A 17,834-nucleotide genomic window follows, 5' to 3' on the forward strand; every position below is an offset into this window, starting at 1 on the left:
GCGATTGACGCCTTCCTCGGCTCCCCGAAGATCACTGGACGTTGACCACCCGTGTCGTCGATGGCGGGCGTTGAGGCGCAGGCTGGGGCAGCACCGGTAGCCCGCTGTATTCGGTTTGGACGCCGGATTCGGCTGGATGCTGGACTTCGTCTCGTTTCCCGGAGGAGCCGCTGAACCAGCTGGCCGGTGACCTGGCGCTGGCCGCGACGCAGGCCACCGGTGGCGCGAGCGTGGCCGCGCTGGGTGTCCTGGACAAGGTGCTCTCCAGCATCGAGAGCGGCTCAAGCTCCGAAGTGGACAGTGTGGGCCAGACCGGGAGCCGCGAAAGTGAGCAGGCGTAAAGCTTCGGACTCGATGGCCTCGCGGTCGTTCGCGCAGAGCGGGCGCAGCGGCACCACGGTGAGCGCGCCTGCCCGGTCCCTCGTCCAGGTCGCCGCCACCGTGCCGTCGACGAGCACGGTCGCCGCGACCGCGTCGCCTTGGCAGACCTGGCGCCGGATCGGGCCGGTCATGACGCGGGTCCGGTCGGCGTGCGCGAGCAACGTCGCGTCGAACTCCGGCAGCAGCCGGACGGGCGCGGCGAGATCGGCGGGCGGCAGTTCCCGGTCGGGCAAGTCGAACAGCTCGCGGCCCGACTCGTCCGCGTAGGTGCGCAGTTCCGGCCGCAACTGCTCGAAGATCTCGGGCAGCCCGCTCACCCCGGACCAGGTCCGTGCGTCGGCGACGGTGGCCGGGCCGAACGCGGCCAGGTAACGCCGCACCATTTCGCGGGTGCTCTCGGCGGTCGCTTCGGGCAGGTCCGCAAAGGCCGCGAACGGGGTCGCACCGCGCTTGCCCCACGTCCCGCTCGGCGCGGGATGCACCACGGGGAGCAGGTACTGCACCGTCCAGCCGAGCGCGGTCGCGTCGGCGCCGGGGCGGGTTCGCGCGAGCGCTCGGCCCAGTTCGGGACGGGTGAGCACTTCGCCGCCGGACAGCAGTTCCGCCGCTTCGGTGACGAGGTCGTCCAGTTCGATGCCGGTGGTGCGGCGGCCGAAAACGTTGCGCTGCACCCGTTTCAGCAAGGGCGCCAGCACCGGCCGCACGAGCCGGAAGTCCGCCGCCGGCACCAGGTGCTGGGTGGCCCGCATCAACACCGACCGCACCAGGGAACCGGTTTCGATGGCGGTGGTGAGGTCCTCGATGGTGAAGCGGTCGAGCCTGCTCCACAGCGCCAGATAGGGCGGATCCGGGGCCTGCGCGTTGAGCCCGAAGAGGTGCCCGGTCGCCGCGACCACGTCCAGCCCGGCGCGGCCGAGCAGCAGCTGCCGGTCGAGCAGGGCGCGGTTGAGCGCCCGCGGGCTCAGCACCGCGGTCCCGCGGGCGCCCATCTCAGCGGACCTTCCGGAAGAAGACGCGCACGTCCTCGGTCAGCGCGCCCGGTTCCTCCATGGCGAGGAAGTGCCCGCCGTGGTCGAGTTCGGTCCAGTGCACGATGTGGTGGTCGCGCTCGGCCCAGCGGCGGATGGTGACGTCGTGCGCGGACACCAGCACGCCGACGGGTACCTGCGGCGCGGCGGGCGCTTCGGCGGTCCAGTCGCCGGTTTCGCCGGTCCACTCGGTCGAGCTGTCGCTCCAGCCGTTCGCCGACAGCTCTTCGTAGTAGATCTGCGCGGCCGAGCCCGCGGTTGCGGTGAACCAGTACAGCGAGATGGTGGCGAGCATGCGGTCGCGGTCCACGCACTGCTCGGGCAGCGCCTCCTGCGGCATGGTCAGCTCCTTGAACTTCTCCACGATCCACGCGAGCTGACCGGCGGGGGAGTCGGTCAGGCCGTAGGCCACCGTCTGCGGGCGCTTGGAGTTGCACTGCAGGTAGCCGTCGTTGAAGTTCCGCATCGCCTGCCAGCGGCGCTGGTCGGCCTCGGGGAGTTCGTCCATTTCGCCATCGGCGCCGATCGGGAACGAGATCATCCCGTTGACGTGCACCCCGATCACGTGCTCGGGATCCTGCTTGCCGATCTCCGGGCCCACCCACGAACCGGTGTCGTAACCCTGCACGCCGTAGCGTTCGTAGCCGAGGGCCGCCATCAACTGGGTGAACAGGCCCGCCATCTTCGCCGCGTTCATGCCCGGCCCGGCCAGCGGCGTGGAGAAGCCGAAGCCCGGCAGGGACGGGATGACCAGGTGGAAGGCGTCGGCCGGGTCGCCGCCGTGCGCCCGCGGGTCCGACAGCGGCCCGATCACGTCGAGGAAGTCGGTCACCCCGCCGGGCCAGCCGTGCAGCACGACCAGCGGGGTGGCGTCCGGCTCGGGGGAGCGCACATGCAGGAAGTGCAGGCGCTGGCCGTCGATGGTGGTGACGAACTGCGGGTGCGCGTTGAGCGCGGCTTCCTGCGCCCGCCAGTCGAACCCGGTGCGCCAGTACTCGGCGAGATCGGTCAGGTAGGCGACGGGCACCCCTCGCCTCCAGCCGACGCCGGGCAGTTCGTCCGGCCAGCGGGTAGCGGCCAGCCGCGCGGCGAGGTCGTCGAGCCGGGCCTGCGGGATGTCGATCGAGAAGGGGCGGATGTCCGGTGTCATGGGCGCAACGCTAGGACCCCGTTAGGACAGGGTCGGTCCTAACGAGTGGGCAGACTGGACATCATGCTGGAAACTTCCGCGCGGCTGCTGAAACTCCTGTCGTTGCCGCAGACGCACCGTGACTGGCCGGGCGCCGAGCTGGCGGAACGCCTCAGCGTCACCACGCGGACCGTGCGGCGGGACGTGGAGCGTCTGCCTGAACTCGGTTATCCGGTGCAACACCTCGTTGAGGCGCCCACCGCTGTTGGTGGCCTGGACGAGCAACTCGGACAGGCGCACGCGACCCCGCCGGTGAAGCGGCCGACGTCGACTCCGGCCAGCTGCCCGCGTTCGATCCGGTCGGCGACCTCGCCGGCGATCTGATCGATGGCCTCGGGCAGCAGGTCGGCGACTTCGTCGAGGCCTGCACCAGCTGGCGCGGAGACCGGCGGGTTAACATCAGGCGTGGAATCGAAAACCTGTTCGAGTTGTGGAGAGTGCCCGCCGAGGGCTGGCGGGGTGCTGTGCCCGGACTGTGTGTGCAGCGACTCAGTCAAGCCCTGAGCGACTACTGGGCCACCCACGACATCGACGGGGCTCGAGTGGTGACTACCAGCTAGCCACTCCCGCAGCCTTGGCAGATGGCGTCCATCGCCCGCAGGGGGCGCAGCAGCTCCACCGTGGCGCGAAGTTCATGCAGGGGTGTCGGCGCTGGCCGCGCGCGGATCACCGCCGGCGCGGCGGAATCGCGGTCAACGGGATGCCCAGTCCCAGACCATCCGGCCACGGCACGACGCGAAATGGCCTCACCGGCCGCTGGGCTCGGCGATGCTCAGGCGAGGAATCCGTCGTGGACGATCAAGGCGGGCACCAGCAGCACGATCGGGGTGCCGATGAGCATCACGGTAGCGCGGTGGCGAGCACGACATGACCCGTCGACCCGGCGATGGTCATGTCGTCGACGAGGGAGCAGGATTGCCCGGCCGAGTTCCCTTCTTGGCCGGCGAGCGACCACGTCCCGCGCGGTGCCGCATCCCCAGTCGAGCGCACGCCGCCCGTAGCCGCTCACCACATCCACGCAATCCGTGGTCTCCGGCAGAGGCTCGCGCCGGTTCCGGTCAGGGCTTGTAGCCGACGACGCAGCCGATGAGTTCCTGCTCGGCGGTGAGGGGCTGCGGCACGGGACCGTCCGGCCACCACAGATCGCACGGGACGACGGTGGGGTCCATGCCGGGCTGCGGTGCGACGATCTCCAGTCCGGGCATCATGGACAGGATCTGTTCGCGGGTGCGGAACCAGCCGCTTCCCATCGCGCTGTGCGAGAAGATGTCCTCCATGCGCCGGGCGACCTGGCTGAGTTCGGGCTTTTCGGGATCGTAGAAGTGGCTGAGGGCGATCCAGGACCCGGAGGGCAGCGGGTCGATGTACTGCCGCATCAGGTCGGCGTAGTCGTCGCCGGGGTAGTGGTGGATGGTGCTGCTGTGCATGAGGCCGATCGGCCGGGTGAAGTCGATGTGGGTGCCGATGATCGGGGCGCCGTAGACCTGGCCCGGGTCGTAGATGTCGGCCGCGGCGATGTGTGTGTTGCCTTCGTCGGCGAGCAGCGCCTGGGCGTGCGCGAGCACGACGGGGTCGTTGTCGGTGTAGACGACGACCCCCTCCGGGTTGGCTCGCTGCACGACCTGGTGGACGTTCTCCGCGGTCGGCAGACCGGAACCGCAGTCGATGTACTGATCGATTCCCTGCGCCAGCATGCACCGCACGGCTCTGGTCAGCCAGTTGCGGTTGGCCCACGCCATGTCGCGGATCTCCGGCGCGACCTGCTTCACCTGCTCGATGACCTGGCGGTCGATCGCGTAGTTGTCCTTACCGCCGAGGGCGGCGTCGTACACGCGGGCGATGCTCGCGCGGTTCGGATCAACTCCGACGGGTACGGAACTGGGCGCCTTCGCGGCATCGGTCGGTGACATGACTACCTCGCTGGCCTGGACGTCGAGACGGACACCGCCTCAACGTAGCGCAGTCGCCTGACCACACGAGGACGAGGCAGAGCGCCAACCCATCCGATGACCCGCACCGCGTCGGCCTATGCGCGGGACGCGATCCAGGCCAGTGCCCTGTGCATCGTCACCGCGACGCCGACGATCGCGTGCGGCCGTAGACGGCGTCGATCCGGGCGAAACTCCGCAGGGGAGAGAGTCGCCGCCACTCCTGCGCGCGGAACCCGGCGGCGTCGTCGTGGGGTGGAGGTGAGAACTCCGCGCGGTGTCGGCGTGGAGCTATGGCTTGTCGTGGCCTGGCTTCTTGTCCCAGTAGGACGAAGCCGTTGATCGCTGACCGGAAAGCCATGCCACGTCCTCGGCCATCGAGTCGGCCAAGCCGTCCGGGTTGAGCACGGTGAATAGCATGTTGGTGAACTCTTTCCTGGCCGCTTGGTCGTCCGGAGTCAGCCCCCGGCGTTCCTTGCGTGCCCAGTACTCCTGCTCACGTTCTAGGCGCGGAAGGAGTTCCTGACGGGTGAGGGTCTTGAGGTCTTCCCAGGTCAATCGCTGGGATCTGGCCATCAGGTGTTGCCTTCCCGGTGTTGTCGGTATGATTGATCCGTTTCCCGGACAGCGTTGCTCGGTGACGATGAGAATTCTGCTTGGTGCTGAAGGTGCCGGGTGCGGGTGGACACCCACACGGCGAGCGAAAAGCGACACCGGCTCGTCGCGCAGCTGGCGATCTGCTCGACTTCAACGAGGACACCGGCGCCATGAACACCACCGCCGAGCTCACCGACCTGCACGCACAGCTGAACCGCGCACTGCACGCCTGACCGGCATGGCCGGAAGCGCGGCGGCTCAGCCGCCGGTGATCATTTTCGCGCCTACCGAGGAGATCGGTTCGACGAGGAACTTCTGACCGCCATCGCCGAGGGCCGCGCGCACCTTCTTCGCTTTGCCCCGCGTTTCGGCATCGGGTGCGTCCTCGGCCAGGTCCCGCAAAGCTTGCAGCAGCGCCTCGGCGTGGTGCTCCGGTGACGGCCAGCGCCCCGTTGCCCGCCGCGCCTGCGGGTAGATCTTCTCGACCCAGACGTTCGCGGGGTCGTCGGCGAGGCCGTGCTGGTGCAGGCTCAGGTATTCGCCGTCGAGCGCGTCCAGCGCTTTGAGCACGACATCGACGGCGAAACCGGTCGCGGTGACGAGATCAGGTACGTCGGGAAGCTGGCGCCGCCGGTTGTGTTCGAAGGCGTCGACGACGGCCTGCAGTACCGGCAGGTCGCGGGTGGTCCAGGTGTCGTGCATCAGCCCATCTTCCGCTGCCCAGCCAGTCCACGACAGCGAGACCAGCAGCGGTTGTCCCGCTCTCAGCAGGCTTCGGCGTAGGACGCGAGTTTCTCGGTCAGCGCGGTCCACCGGGCGACGTCGACGACGGCTTCGGCGGTCATGCGGATGCCGGCGGCGGCGCGGGCGGCAACGGTCCCGGCCGGGCCGGCCGCCTCAGCTCCGCCAGTTCGGTCCCGGGCGAGCTCGGCCGATTACTCGTCGCGGGGCCGGGCGCGGACGAAGAACTGCTCACCCTGGTCGGGATGGATCCCCCCGGGAATCCCGAACACCACCCACAGGTCGAGGCCTTCATCCGGTGCGCGAACCTCAAACCCTTGACGCCGGTAGAAAGCGGCCAGGCCAGGGCGGTCTGGGCGGATCTGGCCGTAGACGAAAAAGTAGCCGTGGGCGAAGAAGATCTTCTTGACCCGGCTCAGCAGCGCGGCACCGATCCCGCTGCCCCGGTGAGGCTCGGCCACCGCGAACACGGCCACTTTCACCAGCCCCACAATGCCGACGAGGATGAGCTTGCGGACCTCCGGTACCGCGGCGCCCGTCCGCTCGGCGTGGGTCATGTACTGCTCGGCCACGTTGGGCGGCGGGAAGGCGATCACAGTGCCGATCACACCGTGCTCGCGGTGCTCGGCCACCAGCACCAGGGAGGCGACTGCGAAAGCGTGGTCAGGGCCGTGGTCGGTGAAGGCCCGCGCGATCGCCCGGGAAAACGTCGGCCGGCCGTGCTCACGGCCACGCCCGGCCAGCCCCGCGCGGTGGGCGCTGCCCATCACCCCGTCGCGGATCGCCTCGGTCATCGCCGCCCCCAGCTCGATCCCGGAGGCCGGGGCGAGCTCCGCGATCACCGGGATGTCCTCGGCGGTGGCCAGCCGGATTCTCACCCCCGCTGTGCCGCTGGGCCAGCCCCGGATCAGCTTCTGCTCGGTCAACCCCGACGAATTAGCACCCACTGCGCCGATGCTGCCAGCCCACACCGACAAAACCGGCGATCGTGCCCGGCGCGCCCAGAAAGGTTCACCGACTTGACGCAGCCGTTGCAGTTCGACGAGTCACCGGATGCCCGTGCCACGCGCTCACCTGGCCGCGCCGGCACTCACCTGACGCTCGATGACGCCTACTGACATGTCGTGACGCATCCCGGTCAACGCGGCGACGCCTCCCGCATCCAGTGTTCCGTCTCACCACGTTTGGAACCGGTATCCCCTTCGACTTCTGCGGACTCAGCTCGGTTGAGGCGGCCGCGGTGGGCTGGTTTTCACTGCATGGGCTCCCGACGGGATCGGTCCGGGTCGACGATCGCGCGGGCCAGCGCGACGGCGGCCAGGTCAATCTCCGACACCCGGCCGAGGATCTTCGCCTCGTCCCAGCCGCGGTCTTCGTACAGGGCGAGGTTGTCCACGGCGGCGGCGAGGAGATCGGCGATCGGGCCGACGTCGACCTGACGGTGCGGTGCGCCGTCGACTGCGGTCTGCAGCTCGAAGTGGCCGTCGTTGCGGACTCGGCGTGCCGCGTGCCGCAGCAGTTCGGACAGGGCTTGCTCGGATGCGGTCATGAGGTTTCCGTCCTGAGTGAATGTGGTGGTCCGGAGTATCCGTGGCGGAATCGGGGGTCGGCCGGTTAGCCGTTGACCTGTGCTGGTTGAGGGTGGTGGGCCAGGTGGTCCTGGAGTTCGCGGTGGCGGAATTGGTAGCCGATGCCTGCCTGCCGGACGAGCCCGGCGTGGTTACACCAGTGCAGGAACCGCCCGAGTCGCCAGGGCAGCGCCGGGGTCCCGAACCACCCGCGTGTGCACAGCAGCAGCGCTAAGTAACGAATTCCGACCCCCCCGAATGCGATACCGCCCGTAAGCCAGATTGTGAGCCCGCCCGCTAGCGCGCCCGTGACCCCGCCAGTGACCCCACCCGTGAACCCGACCGCGAGCCCGCCCCCGAGCCCGCCCGCGAGCCCGACCGTGAGGCCGGTCGTGAACTCGCGCTTGATGATGTCTCGTGGATCCCACGTGACGAACGCAGCGTCGTGATCCTGCGGGCTTCTGACCTCTACGAACCCCATCATGAGCCCCAGCAAGAGCCCGCCCGCGAGCCCGGCCGTGAGCTCGACCGTGAGCGCGCCCGCGAACCCGAGCACGAACCCCAGCATGAGGCCGGTTGCAAGGCCGAACGCGAGGCCGAACGCGAGCCAGAACGCAAGAGATCGGCGACCTTGCCGGGTACGGAAGGGGCTTGTCTGGATGAGTGCTGGCTCAGCCCCCATTTTTCTCCAAACAAAATAAGCCCAAAGGGAAATACCAATCCCAGGACCAGCAAAGGCGAGTATCCGGTCGGGGCTGAAGCCGATCCCGTCGGGAACCGGCAGGATCAGGGTGACGATGAAGAAGATCAGGACGGTTGCCGCCACGACGGTGCCGTGAACGCGGTTGATGCCGCCGAGTGGCCATAGTTGATGGAGTACCAGGTCGCTGCCGGAGAGAGGGATGCCGCCGAGGGTGCGTCCGGTGGTGGCGTTGTGGTGCAGGTAACCGGCCAGCACCGCGAGCCACCGGTGGGTCTGCTCGGCGGTGTAGGGGGTGGCCTGCTGGCCGGGCTGCGCGGTGTGGGCGGCGGTGGTGGCGGTGATGAAGTGGGTGAGCAGGTGCTCGCGGATGGCGTGGTTGCTGGTACCAGCTATGCGGATCAGGTCGGCGGGGTTGCGGGTGTAGCTGTTGTTGGGGCTGTTGGGGTTGCGCTGTTCGTAGACGGTGGTGGCCAGCGACAGCCGCCACGGGGTGGATAGTCCCACGGCGAGTGGGCCGCCGGGGTGGTGGTCGATGGTGGACAGGACGGTCTGCCACCGTGCGGGGTTGTCCACCCGTGACCTGATGAACTTGCGGGCTTTGGCGGAGTCGACCGGGTCGATGGTGATGTGGGCGGCGTCGTGGGTCCAGACCTCGGCGTCGGTGAGCGCCTGGTAGTGGCCGGTGCGGCAGGTCAGCACCAGCGGTGCCGCGTGCCGCCCGTGCTGGTAGGCGTTCAACGCCCGCACCACGTGCGCGGCGCGGGAGGTGTGGCCGGGGGTGTCCTCGGCGTCGACCTCGTCGAGACCGTCGATGACAGGCAGGATCAAGCCGGCGTTGACGAGGGCTTGCGCGGTGCGCCGGTCCAGCACCTGGCGGTAGGCGGTCACCAGGTGCTGGACCAGCCACTCGTCCAGCGGGTCGCTGCTGTCCCAGAGGGTGGCCGGAATCCGCACCGGCACCGCGTGCTCAGGGTCGCGGTTCTCCAGCAGTCCCAGCAGCAGCTCCAGCGCGAGCACGGTCTTGCCCCCTCCTGCAGCGCCGGTGATCACCAGGCGTTGCGGCTGCAGAGCCTGGTAGTAGGCCACCACTTCGGTGAGCCGGCCTTTTGCCCTGGCGTGCTGTGCGGGGTGGGCGGGAGCGGGGCGGAACGCGAAGTCCACGTCGATCTTGCGTTTCTCCTGACCCAGCAGCTGGGTCCAAACCTTCTTCTCCCTCGACAGCACCTGGTCTGCCAACCGGGCGGCCATCTCTGCCACCGGCACCGGCGTCATCCGCGTCGTGCGCGCCGCCTGGCGAATGGCCCACAGCCCCGCCGCCAGCGCCAGCAGGCCGATCACCGCCGACACCGGGTCCACATCGCCGACTTTCGCCTCCGGCACCAGCCGCAGCCCCGCCACGACGGCCACCCCCAGGCACACCACGGCCCCGAACCCGGACAACAACGCCGCTCTGCCACCACCGGTCATAGCCGCTCATCATCCACACACCCACCGCACCACTGGCGACCGGCATCCCCGCGCGCCGGGACGATGCTGGTGCCGCCGCAGGGACCGCTCCAGCGTGGGGATCAGCGAGCGCCACGCCGCTGTCCGCTCGGGCGTGCCGTCGCCGAACGGCGTGGACCGCCCCGGCGATCTCGCGCGGTACAGGCAGGGAGGAGTCCACCGGCCCCGAGGCCGCGAAGGTAGACCGCACGGCAACTGCCCTGTGACGACACGCGAGCGCGGTACGTCAGGAGGTGTTCCGTGGTGGCCGCCAGCTGCGGGTCCAGGTCGGGTTGGGGGTGTCGTGCCGGGGTGTGGTGGCGATGCCCCAGACGGCGAGAGCGACGCTGCGCCACAGGTAGCTGGAGTTCGGTCTGTGCTTCGCGGCGCTGGTCGCGTCGAGGTGCCGGTAGCGGCCGTGGCCGATGAACTGGAACGCTTCCCAGCCGGTCTTATTGCCGGACAGGTTGGTGTAGCGATGGATGTAGCCGCGGATGCGGTCGTGCTGAAGCCACCATCGGTCGGAGTCGGTGTACTGCACCAGCCGCCATCCCTCGCCGAGATCGGCGAGCTCCGCCGCGACCGAGGGCGTCTGCGGACCGGCCTTGTCGGACTCGTCGGTGTGAGGGGGCGGGGGAGCTGGCGGTACTTCGAGCGTGAGGCCGTGGCGTTCGGCGATGCGGCGCAGGTGGGTCAGACAGCGCGGGCAGTCCGGCGGTGCCACGGTCACCGGTCCGAGTGGCATCGGCGCCGGGCGGGACGCCGACTCGCACAAGGCTCGGCCGCCGCGGTGCCGACGGCTTCCGCGCGTGTCGGTGTCCGGGACCGCGTGTCGGGCCTGGCCGTGGGTGCCGCCGTGTCGGCTCGCCTCCGGCCGGACCCGCACGATGATCGGAAGCACGGCGCGGTTGCGGTCCCACCGTTGCTGCTCGCCGGGATCGACCGCCTCCCACAGTTCGGCGTCGCGTTCGCGCAACTGCTCCCGGATGTCGGCGATCACCGCCTGCATTACCGGGTGCGCCCACATACCGCTGGTGTGGTCGGCTGCGTCGAGGTAGCGCAGTTCGATCTCGCGGCCGAGGTGGTAGTGCGCCTCGGCCGCGACCGCGGCGGCCACTGCGCGCCGGCCCGCCACGGTGTGGTCCGCCCCGGCGAACGCGCCCCGGAAAACGGCGTCGGACAGCACCTCGAACAACGGCTTCCCCGGCCGGGGGTGGACGACGAACCAGTGCCCCCGCGGAACACGGATCGCTTCTCGTCCTTCTCCGAGAAGGATTGCCCGGTCCAGGAGGTTACGCCCGCCGGAGAATCGGGTGTAATCGAACGGCACGTGCGGTGTCAGGCCCACCGTGCGCGCCAAGCCGCGGATCTCGACCTCACGCACCACATCCGGCTCGGCCGGGTACTGCACCGCCAGCACGTGACCCCGCGCCGTGAACTTCGCCGCCCCTCACCCGCCGCACCCTCGTCGACCGCGAGAACGCCGGTCTGCAGCGCTCGCTCACCGGCCGGGGTGAGGGTGACGACGACGTGGTCGGCGAACAGTTCGGTCGCCGGCATCGGCTTCCCGTACTTGATCGCCACACCGTACGGGTGGACCAGGCGCAGGTCACGCCGGTTCAGGGGCGCCGTGCTAAGCACGTCCCGTGTTCTGGTCGCCGGGGTCGGGCGCGTGGCCGATGTACTCGACGCGGTAGCGCAACCCCGGGATGTCCCCGCGCTCGCCGAGGGGGTTGGTGTCGGGGTAGACGTCGACGGTGATGGTGCCGTCGTCGTGGGTGTCGACGTAGGACTGCCAAGTCAGGTCGCCCCAGACGACACCATCTTCGTTGCCGAAGGCAAGCCTGGCCACGTCGGTCGGGTCGGTGATGTCGGGATCGTCCTCGCTCATGGCAGTCGACGCTACGGGCATCACGGGAGAAGGCTGGGTATTCGCTCGCGTGTCGTGAGCACAGCGGTAGTGGTGCCCAGGGAACCGGGCCGTGCGTGGTGGTGAACGTGGCTCCCCGCGGGCCCGGTGCCCCGCGGCGGCGGCGATTCCATCCAGCCACGCCGGGGTGCCCGCGAAGCTCTCCCGCCGTACTCGCCTCTGGAGATAGACCTGCTCCCTGTTGCGGTGCCACGGCCGCGGGCCGGGGCAAGGTGTCACTCGGCAGGTCGGCCACGTCGCCCGGAAGCAGGCCGGTGAACAGCGTGTCGGCCTGGCAGTTCGGTCGGCTGCTGCTCGCGGCGGCGGTAACACGGCGGGGGAGTTCACGATGCCCGTGTGCATGACGACTGCTGCGACTGCGCCTTCCACTGATCGCCCTGCCGGGCGGGTGGCTCGTATCCGGCGGGCGGTGACCGGGCGCCGTGGGCTGGGGGTGCTGGCCTGGCTGCTGGCCGCCGCGGGCCTGGGTATGGCGGTGTGGATGGCGAGCTCCTGGGCTGGGTGGTCTGCGGTGTGGGTGTGGCTGGGTCGGTGGTGGATGGTGCCGGTCGCGGTGCTGCTGCTGGCCGCCGCGGCGGCCCTTGCGGTGCTGCGCTCACGTCACCCCAGCGCCCCGCCCCGCCCCGTGGTGGAGCCGGGGACGGAGGTGATGCCGGCGTTGACACCGCGGGCGATCCTGCTGGGCGCACTGGTCCTGCTGGGCTTGGGTGTCACCGGGGCGGTGCTGCTGCTGATCAACTTCTCCGGGACCGAGCCCCGGGACCGGTTGGACGCGATCCGGACCGCGGCCACGCTGCTGGTGGGCACCGGCGGGGCCGCCGCGCTGCTGCTGGCCGCCCGTCGTCAACGCGCCACCGAACTCACCCTGGCCGTACAGCGCAGGACGGCCGACGCCACCGAACGCGACGCCGCGGCGCGGCGGATCACCGAGCTGTACCTGCAAGCAGTCGAGCAGCTGGGCTCGGACAAAGCCGCGGTTCGCCACGGCGGCCTGTACGCGCTGGAACGCGTCGCCCAGGACAACCCCGACCAACGACAGACCGTGATCAACGTGATCTGCGCGTACCTGCGCAGCCCTTACACCTCACCGCCTAAGCGACCTGCCTCCCGCCAGGCCGGACTGCCTGCGGCCGCACGCCGAGGCACTGCGACCGGCCGCGTCGCCGCTCGCGCCGCGGACGTGCGCCGTAGCGGCCTGAGACCACCCACACCGACTGCCGGGTCCGAGAAATCGCGGCAGGAACGCGAAGTCCGACTCACCGCGCAACGCATCCTCACCACCCACTTAACCCCCGGCCGCGACAGGGCCACCGGCCAGCCGGCCAATCCCCTGTACTGGGCCGAGGGCTACGACCTCGACCTCACCGGTGCCACTCTCATCGACTTCCACGCCACCGACCTCACCGTACGACAAGCGGTCTTCATCGACGCACACTTTTCCGGCACCGCGCTGTTCGGCGGGGCGACCTTCACCGGCATCGCGTGGTTCGACGGGGCGACCTTCACCGGCATCGCGCGGTTCTACGGGGCCACCTTCAGCGACGGGGCGTGGTTCGACGGGGCGACCTTCACCGGCCTCGCGGAGTTCGACAGGGCGACCTTCACCGGCAGCAGCGCGCGGTTCGAAAGGGCGACCTTCACCCGCGACGCGTGGTTCGATAGGGCGGCCTTCGCCGGTGCCGCGCGGTTCAACAGGGCGACCTTCACCGGTACCGCGAAGTTCCGCAGGGCGACCTTTACCCGCGACGTGCGGTTCGGCGAGGCGTCCTTTACCCACCAAGCGAGATTCGACGGGGCGGCCTTCACCGACGTCGCGGTGATGACGGGAGCTGCGGCCGCATCCGCCGAGTCGTGTGTGTGGCCGACAGGATGGACGGCTGATGATCACCGCCTGGAAACCGCGGCATCTGGTGAAGCACCGGGGATGCTGCGGCTGGTGCCGGTACCGGTGGTGCTGGCTGAGCTTCAACCGAACGACGGGCTGCAGAGTGGGCACGGCGCGAGTCCCTCGTCGCCGCGTACTAGAGCCCAGATAGTCGCGCTGCCCGCGCAGTAGGACGGGGCCAGATCGGTTGCACTGAAGGTGGCACGTGTGGAAGCTGATGTCAGAACCCGGCGGGTCGGTGTGGCGGAGGCCAGTGGTCGCCTTGGCGGCGTCATGTCACCGGGGCGAGAGTGCCTCGATAACCCGGACCGCGTGGTTCAGGTGGTCCGACGCGGCCGGCGTCCGCCGGCATCTTGGGGGGCTACTCCGCTGTTGTCACGCGCTTCGGATGTCCGCTGCTGCCTCTTGCGGTACGCGGCATCGACCGCAGCCTCGAAGTCGCGATGGAACTGCGTCGCGGCCTGCTGTGCGCCCGCACCGTGGAATACCGCGGTCTTGGAGAGTAAAGGGTGGAATCCCTCGGGAACCTCGGGCATGACGATGCCGTCGGCATCGAGGCTGCTGTGGATGATGCCGGGGAAGGCCGCAGAGTCCAGGGGAACCCGCGCCCAGGGTTGATGAACAGATGCAACCCCTGGGCGAACGTCTCCCGGTAGCTGGCGGGCTGCCTCCCTACGGTGTAGACGAATTGGTGGGGCTCGATCGCGTCGGGTGAGCTGTCGTAGGAGGTACCGAACCGGACGAGGGCGGTGTCGGGGTGGCCGAGACCCTGCTCGGTGCCGATGCGGTTGAACTTGGCGATGGTGTGCTGGTTGCTGAACAGCACCCCGGAGAGGTCGGCCGCCTCGGGTTGCTGGAACAGCGCGCTCGGGATCGTCTTGCCGTTGAACTCGTGGAATTCGATCTTTTCCTGGGTGAGGACGCGGCTGCCGGTGTTGTCGTGGCTGAGGGTCTGTGTGAGCCCGTAGAGGTAGTTGCTGACCAGGCCGTCGGGTTCGAACTGGGCGTGCTCATTGTGGAACGCGCCGACCGCGACCACGAACGGCAAGCCCTGGACGTGGGGTTGTTCCCAGTAGGGTCGGCCCTGGGCATCGCTGTGTAGCAGTTTGCGCCGGATGGCCTTGGCGACCTGGAAGACGAACTGACGGTCTGCGGCCGGCAGGTCCGGCGGGAGCAGGTCCGGCGGGGTGCTGGCGTCGAATGCCGTTCCCTGCGCGGGGTTGGTGGTGGTGACCTCGATCGCGACGGGGTGCTGGCCGCGCAGCACGTAGTCAGGGGCAGTCGCGCCGCGGTCGAGGTCAAGGTCTGCCTCTTCGAGGTAGGCGAACAACGCCAGCTCCAGCACGCGGGCGGAGAACCCGCCGGTCTGGAACTCCCGGACGAAGCTGCCGTCGACGTCGTGGAAGTTGGCGTAGATCTCGTTGATCAGCGCGCGGGCCGCCTCGTGGCCGGGTTGAAGGGCAGCAAGCCGGAACAGCGGGCTGAGCTTGTCGACCCGGACGGTCGGGTCGAACAGGTCACGGGTCTTATGAGGCACGGCGGGTTGTCTCCTGGCGCTGGTCGAGGCGGTGTAAAAGCGTATGTCCGTCATGACGCTTAGACCTGATCAAGGTCGTCTGTTGGGGTGATTCGGTCGTTTGGACGCTTGGGCCAGGACGTGAGGCTGGCGCTTTGCTGCCTACGACAGTGTCGTAGGCGATGCAACATAGTCCGAGCAAGCTTGCCTTTGCTGCGCCGGGCTAGCTCTGACTCCGCCGCCTCGTAGAGGTACTGGAAGTACTCGAGCCATGCTTCATGATCCGTCCGGCCGGCCGTTTTGCGACTGACTCGATCAGCCTCGATGAGGGGCAGCAACTTCTTCCATACGTCGACAACGGACCCGCCCAGATACCCGACGACGAGCTGGGCATCAACAATCTTGTGCACCACGAAAGCGCCAAGATTGTCGTAGAACCACACCAAATCGCGTACCTGTCGACGCTGGTCGGCCGGAAGCCCGGCTAGGCCATTGCTGAGAGCACTCGCGGACAGGTCATGAACAACGAGGTGACGCACCTGGGCAAGGTATTCGCCGCGATGCTCGCGGAATAGGTCAACCAGCAACGGAATCGAGTTGGAGTGCCTCGACAGCTGGATCTGCCGGCGCACGGCGAGGATGGACACCAGCAAGGCAATGATCGAGATCGTTAATGCTGCGATCTGCATGACCGGCCCTTTCGGGTTCTGAGCTGTCCACCAAGCGGACCGTGTACCGACGAGCGCGACAACCCGGTGCTCGGCGCTGTCGAAGAGGACGCGGTCGTCGATGTGCAGCAGCTGGCTCACGCGGTCACCGCCGTCACCAGTGAGGCCGAGTCCAGCCGGCGTTCGAGGTTGGTGCGCAGGATCCCGGGCCCAGAGCAGGGGGAACGCGGCCGGGAGCACCGCGACCGGGTCGCCGACCAGCGCGACGCCCTCGGCCAGCGGCCGTACTGGGGTGCACGCCTCGCGCAGCGGTGCGTCCAGCCTGCCGTGGTGGCAGCGCTGGTGCCGGTAGCTCGTGAGCCAACGGAGGTTCGCCAGCCAGGTCGGGTCGTGCCCTGTGACCAGCCGGTAGCGCCAGCCGAGACCTCGGCGTAAGCGCGCTCGGTTGCGGCGAAGCCTCGGCGTCGCGTGGCCGCACCCGCTCAGCCGGGCGGCAGTCGACCACCACGCCGGTGCCGTCTGCGGTGCGGGCGAAGAAGTCCGGAACGTGTGACCGCACCCGGCCCCCGCCCGGCCAGGACAGCCAGAATGGTTGCGCGGCGAAGGACACCACCTCGGCGGTGAAATCGAGGTCCAGCGCGGTGTCCCGTTCGAGCCAGGACTCGAACGGCACGTGCACGTTCATCGTTGCAGCGTAGTAGAAGCCTGGGTAGTTGCGCCGCCCGCGATACGACGGGAACGGCCGCACCGGCGCCGCGGCGACGTCATCCAGCCGAGCACGGGAACTGCGCGCACTCGGGCTGGAGGCGCTCGACCACGACGATCCCGCCGCCAGCCTGCCCACCGTGCTCTCCTGGTCCCTGCGCCACCTCACCGAACACCAGCGCACCGTGTTCGCCCTCCTCGGGATCGCACCTGGTCCCGACACCACCCCGCCCGCCGTCGCTGCCCTCACCGGCCTGCCCGACGGCCCCGCCCGCAGGGCGCTGGCGGCGCTGGAGGACGCGTCACTGCTGGAGCGGCGGCCGGGTGGCCGGTACGCGATGCACGACCTGGTCCGCGCCTACGCCGCCGCCACCGCCCACGACCTGCCCGACGACGTGCGCGAGACGGCCCTGACGCGGGTGGTGGACTTCCACCTGCACACCGCCCACGCCGCCGACCACCTCCTGGACCCCACAGCCCGCTCCTGCGCCCCGACCCGCCCGCGCCCGGCATCCGCCCCTACCCGCTGCCCGACGCCACGGCCGCACTCGCCTGGCTACAGGCCGAGCACGCCACCCTGCTGGCCACCCAGCGCGCCGCCGTCGCCCTCGGCCGCCACCACGTCGTCTGGCACCTCGCCTGGGCACTGGACACCTTCCTCCTGCGGCGGGGGCACCGACGCGACGCGCTCAGCATGTGGCAGGCCGCGCTGGACGCCGCCGCACACCTACCCGACCCCTCCACCCGCAGCCGCGCCCACCGCATCCTCGGCCACGCCTGTGCCCGGCTGGGCCTGCACGAGCAGGCCATCGAACACCTGGACCGGGCCCTCGACCTGGCCGTGCGCCCCCGCGACCCCGCCGAACAGGGACACACCCACCGGGCACTCGCAGTCGACTGGGAACTGCGGGGGGACGATCGGCGGACCCTTCAGCACGCCCGCCACACCCTCGACCTCTACCGCGCCTTCGACCAGCCGGTGCGGGAAGCCGAGGCGCAAAACCTCGTGGGCTGGCTCGCCGCACGGCTGGGCGAGTACGACGCCGCCCGCGACCTCTGCCACGCCGCCCTCACCCTGTACCGGCAGCACCACGATCCCGATGGTGAGGCGGCCACCCTGGACAGCCTCGGCTTCATCGCCCACCGCACCGGCGACCACCGCCAGGCCCTCGACCACTACCACCAGGCCCTCACCCTGTTCCGCACCGTCGGCTACACCTACGAGGTCGCGAACACCCTCGACAACGTCGGCCACCCCCACGCCGCGCTCGGACACCACGAGCAGGCCCGCGCGGTGTGGCGGGAAGCGCTGGAGCTGTACTGGGATTAAGGCCGTGACGCCGACGCCGACGCCGACCGCGTCCAACGGCAACCCAACGACCTCGACAACTCCACCGACCATGAGCAGATCGACCTGACCGGGACACCCTGAACTCGGCGGCGTGCGGATCGCCGCGCACGTGCGATCCGGTTCCGGCCAATCCCACCATCACCCGCCCAGTTCGGTGTC

At 69.5% G+C, this 17,834-nt stretch carries 18 protein-coding genes; 4 read left to right on the top strand and 14 right to left on the bottom strand.

What is annotated here, in order from left to right:
• Nucleotides 1–281: 281 nt before the first annotated feature.
• Complete coding sequence (locus JOM49_RS26760) at nucleotides 282–1,370, bottom strand: winged helix DNA-binding domain-containing protein (RefSeq protein WP_209666971.1); 1,089 nt, start codon at nucleotides 1,368–1,370, stop codon at nucleotides 282–284.
• Nucleotide 1,371: 1 nt separating this feature from the next.
• Nucleotides 1,372–2,559 (bottom strand): epoxide hydrolase family protein, encoded by a 1,188-nt coding sequence (locus JOM49_RS26765; protein ID WP_209666972.1) that lies wholly within the window; start codon nucleotides 2,557–2,559, stop codon nucleotides 1,372–1,374.
• Nucleotides 2,560–2,622: 63 nt separating this feature from the next.
• Here JOM49_RS26765 and JOM49_RS44430 point away from each other — a divergent pair, with 63 nt between their 5' ends.
• Entirely contained in the window at nucleotides 2,623–2,922 is a 300-nt protein-coding gene (locus JOM49_RS44430) for a helix-turn-helix transcriptional regulator (RefSeq protein ID WP_372444085.1), read from the top strand.
• A gap of 734 nt (nucleotides 2,923–3,656) precedes the next feature.
• Here JOM49_RS44430 and JOM49_RS26775 read toward each other — a convergent pair.
• Nucleotides 3,657–4,508: an SAM-dependent methyltransferase gene (locus tag JOM49_RS26775; protein WP_209666973.1), complete on the bottom strand. Its 852-nt coding sequence runs from the start codon at nucleotides 4,506–4,508 to the stop codon at nucleotides 3,657–3,659.
• 309 nt (nucleotides 4,509–4,817) lie between these two features.
• Nucleotides 4,818–5,102 (bottom strand): hypothetical protein, encoded by a 285-nt coding sequence (locus JOM49_RS26780; RefSeq protein ID WP_209666974.1) that lies wholly within the window; start codon nucleotides 5,100–5,102, stop codon nucleotides 4,818–4,820.
• An 83-nt stretch (nucleotides 5,103–5,185) separates the two neighbouring features.
• Here JOM49_RS26780 and JOM49_RS26785 point away from each other — a divergent pair, with 83 nt between their 5' ends.
• Nucleotides 5,186–5,356: a hypothetical protein gene (locus JOM49_RS26785; protein ID WP_209666975.1), complete on the top strand. Its 171-nt coding sequence runs from the start codon at nucleotides 5,186–5,188 to the stop codon at nucleotides 5,354–5,356.
• A gap of 25 nt (nucleotides 5,357–5,381) precedes the next feature.
• Here the strand turns inward: JOM49_RS26785 and JOM49_RS26790 are convergent, their stop codons facing one another.
• The 6 genes from JOM49_RS26790 to JOM49_RS26815 all read right to left on the bottom strand — a co-directional run bounded on the left by JOM49_RS26790 (nucleotide 5,382) and on the right by JOM49_RS26815 (nucleotide 11,511).
• Complete coding sequence (locus JOM49_RS26790; protein WP_209666976.1) at nucleotides 5,382–5,825, bottom strand: hypothetical protein; 444 nt, start codon at nucleotides 5,823–5,825, stop codon at nucleotides 5,382–5,384.
• 233 nt (nucleotides 5,826–6,058) lie between these two features.
• Nucleotides 6,059–6,790: a GNAT family N-acetyltransferase gene (locus tag JOM49_RS26795; RefSeq protein WP_209666977.1), complete on the bottom strand. Its 732-nt coding sequence runs from the start codon at nucleotides 6,788–6,790 to the stop codon at nucleotides 6,059–6,061.
• A 326-nt stretch (nucleotides 6,791–7,116) separates the two neighbouring features.
• Nucleotides 7,117–7,413: a hypothetical protein gene (locus JOM49_RS26800; RefSeq protein ID WP_209666978.1), complete on the bottom strand. Its 297-nt coding sequence runs from the start codon at nucleotides 7,411–7,413 to the stop codon at nucleotides 7,117–7,119.
• Between the two features lie 65 nt (nucleotides 7,414–7,478).
• Entirely contained in the window at nucleotides 7,479–9,602 is a 2,124-nt protein-coding gene (locus tag JOM49_RS26805) for an NACHT domain-containing protein (RefSeq protein WP_209666979.1), read from the bottom strand.
• 265 nt (nucleotides 9,603–9,867) lie between these two features.
• The gene (locus JOM49_RS26810) at nucleotides 9,868–11,040 is read right to left on the bottom strand and encodes a hypothetical protein (RefSeq protein WP_209666980.1); all 1,173 of its coding nucleotides are present in this window, start codon (nucleotides 11,038–11,040) and stop codon (nucleotides 9,868–9,870) included.
• 213 nt (nucleotides 11,041–11,253) lie between these two features.
• On the bottom strand, nucleotides 11,254–11,511 hold the full coding sequence (locus tag JOM49_RS26815) for a hypothetical protein (RefSeq protein ID WP_209666981.1): 258 nt from the start codon (nucleotides 11,509–11,511) through the stop codon (nucleotides 11,254–11,256).
• A 472-nt stretch (nucleotides 11,512–11,983) separates the two neighbouring features.
• On the opposite strand from JOM49_RS26815, the gene JOM49_RS26820 reads away from it, so the two are divergent.
• Nucleotides 11,984–13,606 (top strand): pentapeptide repeat-containing protein, encoded by a 1,623-nt coding sequence (locus tag JOM49_RS26820; protein ID WP_209666982.1) that lies wholly within the window; start codon nucleotides 11,984–11,986, stop codon nucleotides 13,604–13,606.
• Nucleotides 13,607–13,796: 190 nt separating this feature from the next.
• Here the strand turns inward: JOM49_RS26820 and JOM49_RS26825 are convergent, their stop codons facing one another.
• From JOM49_RS26825 to JOM49_RS44180, 4 genes are read right to left on the bottom strand one after another with little or no spacing between them, the layout of a single operon-like run.
• The gene (locus tag JOM49_RS26825) at nucleotides 13,797–15,026 is read right to left on the bottom strand and encodes a hypothetical protein (RefSeq protein ID WP_209666983.1); all 1,230 of its coding nucleotides are present in this window, start codon (nucleotides 15,024–15,026) and stop codon (nucleotides 13,797–13,799) included.
• Nucleotides 15,027–15,031: 5 nt separating this feature from the next.
• Complete coding sequence (locus tag JOM49_RS26830; protein WP_209666984.1) at nucleotides 15,032–15,760, bottom strand: DUF4760 domain-containing protein; 729 nt, start codon at nucleotides 15,758–15,760, stop codon at nucleotides 15,032–15,034.
• Between the two features lie 13 nt (nucleotides 15,761–15,773).
• A complete protein-coding gene (locus JOM49_RS44435) occupies nucleotides 15,774–16,574 on the bottom strand; it encodes a TnsA-like heteromeric transposase endonuclease subunit (RefSeq protein WP_372444086.1) in 801 nt (266 codons plus the stop codon).
• Between the two features lie 52 nt (nucleotides 16,575–16,626).
• Nucleotides 16,627–16,764 (bottom strand): hypothetical protein, encoded by a 138-nt coding sequence (locus JOM49_RS44180; RefSeq protein ID WP_308158886.1) that lies wholly within the window; start codon nucleotides 16,762–16,764, stop codon nucleotides 16,627–16,629.
• Nucleotides 16,765–17,018: 254 nt separating this feature from the next.
• On the opposite strand from JOM49_RS44180, the gene JOM49_RS44185 reads away from it, so the two are divergent.
• A complete protein-coding gene (locus tag JOM49_RS44185) occupies nucleotides 17,019–17,654 on the top strand; it encodes a tetratricopeptide repeat protein (protein ID WP_308158887.1) in 636 nt (211 codons plus the stop codon).
• Nucleotides 17,655–17,834: the final 180 nt, after the last annotated feature.

Origin of the sequence: Amycolatopsis magusensis (assembly GCF_017875555.1) — a bacterium.
Taxonomy (GTDB): Bacteria; Actinomycetota; Actinomycetes; order Mycobacteriales; family Pseudonocardiaceae; genus Amycolatopsis; species Amycolatopsis magusensis.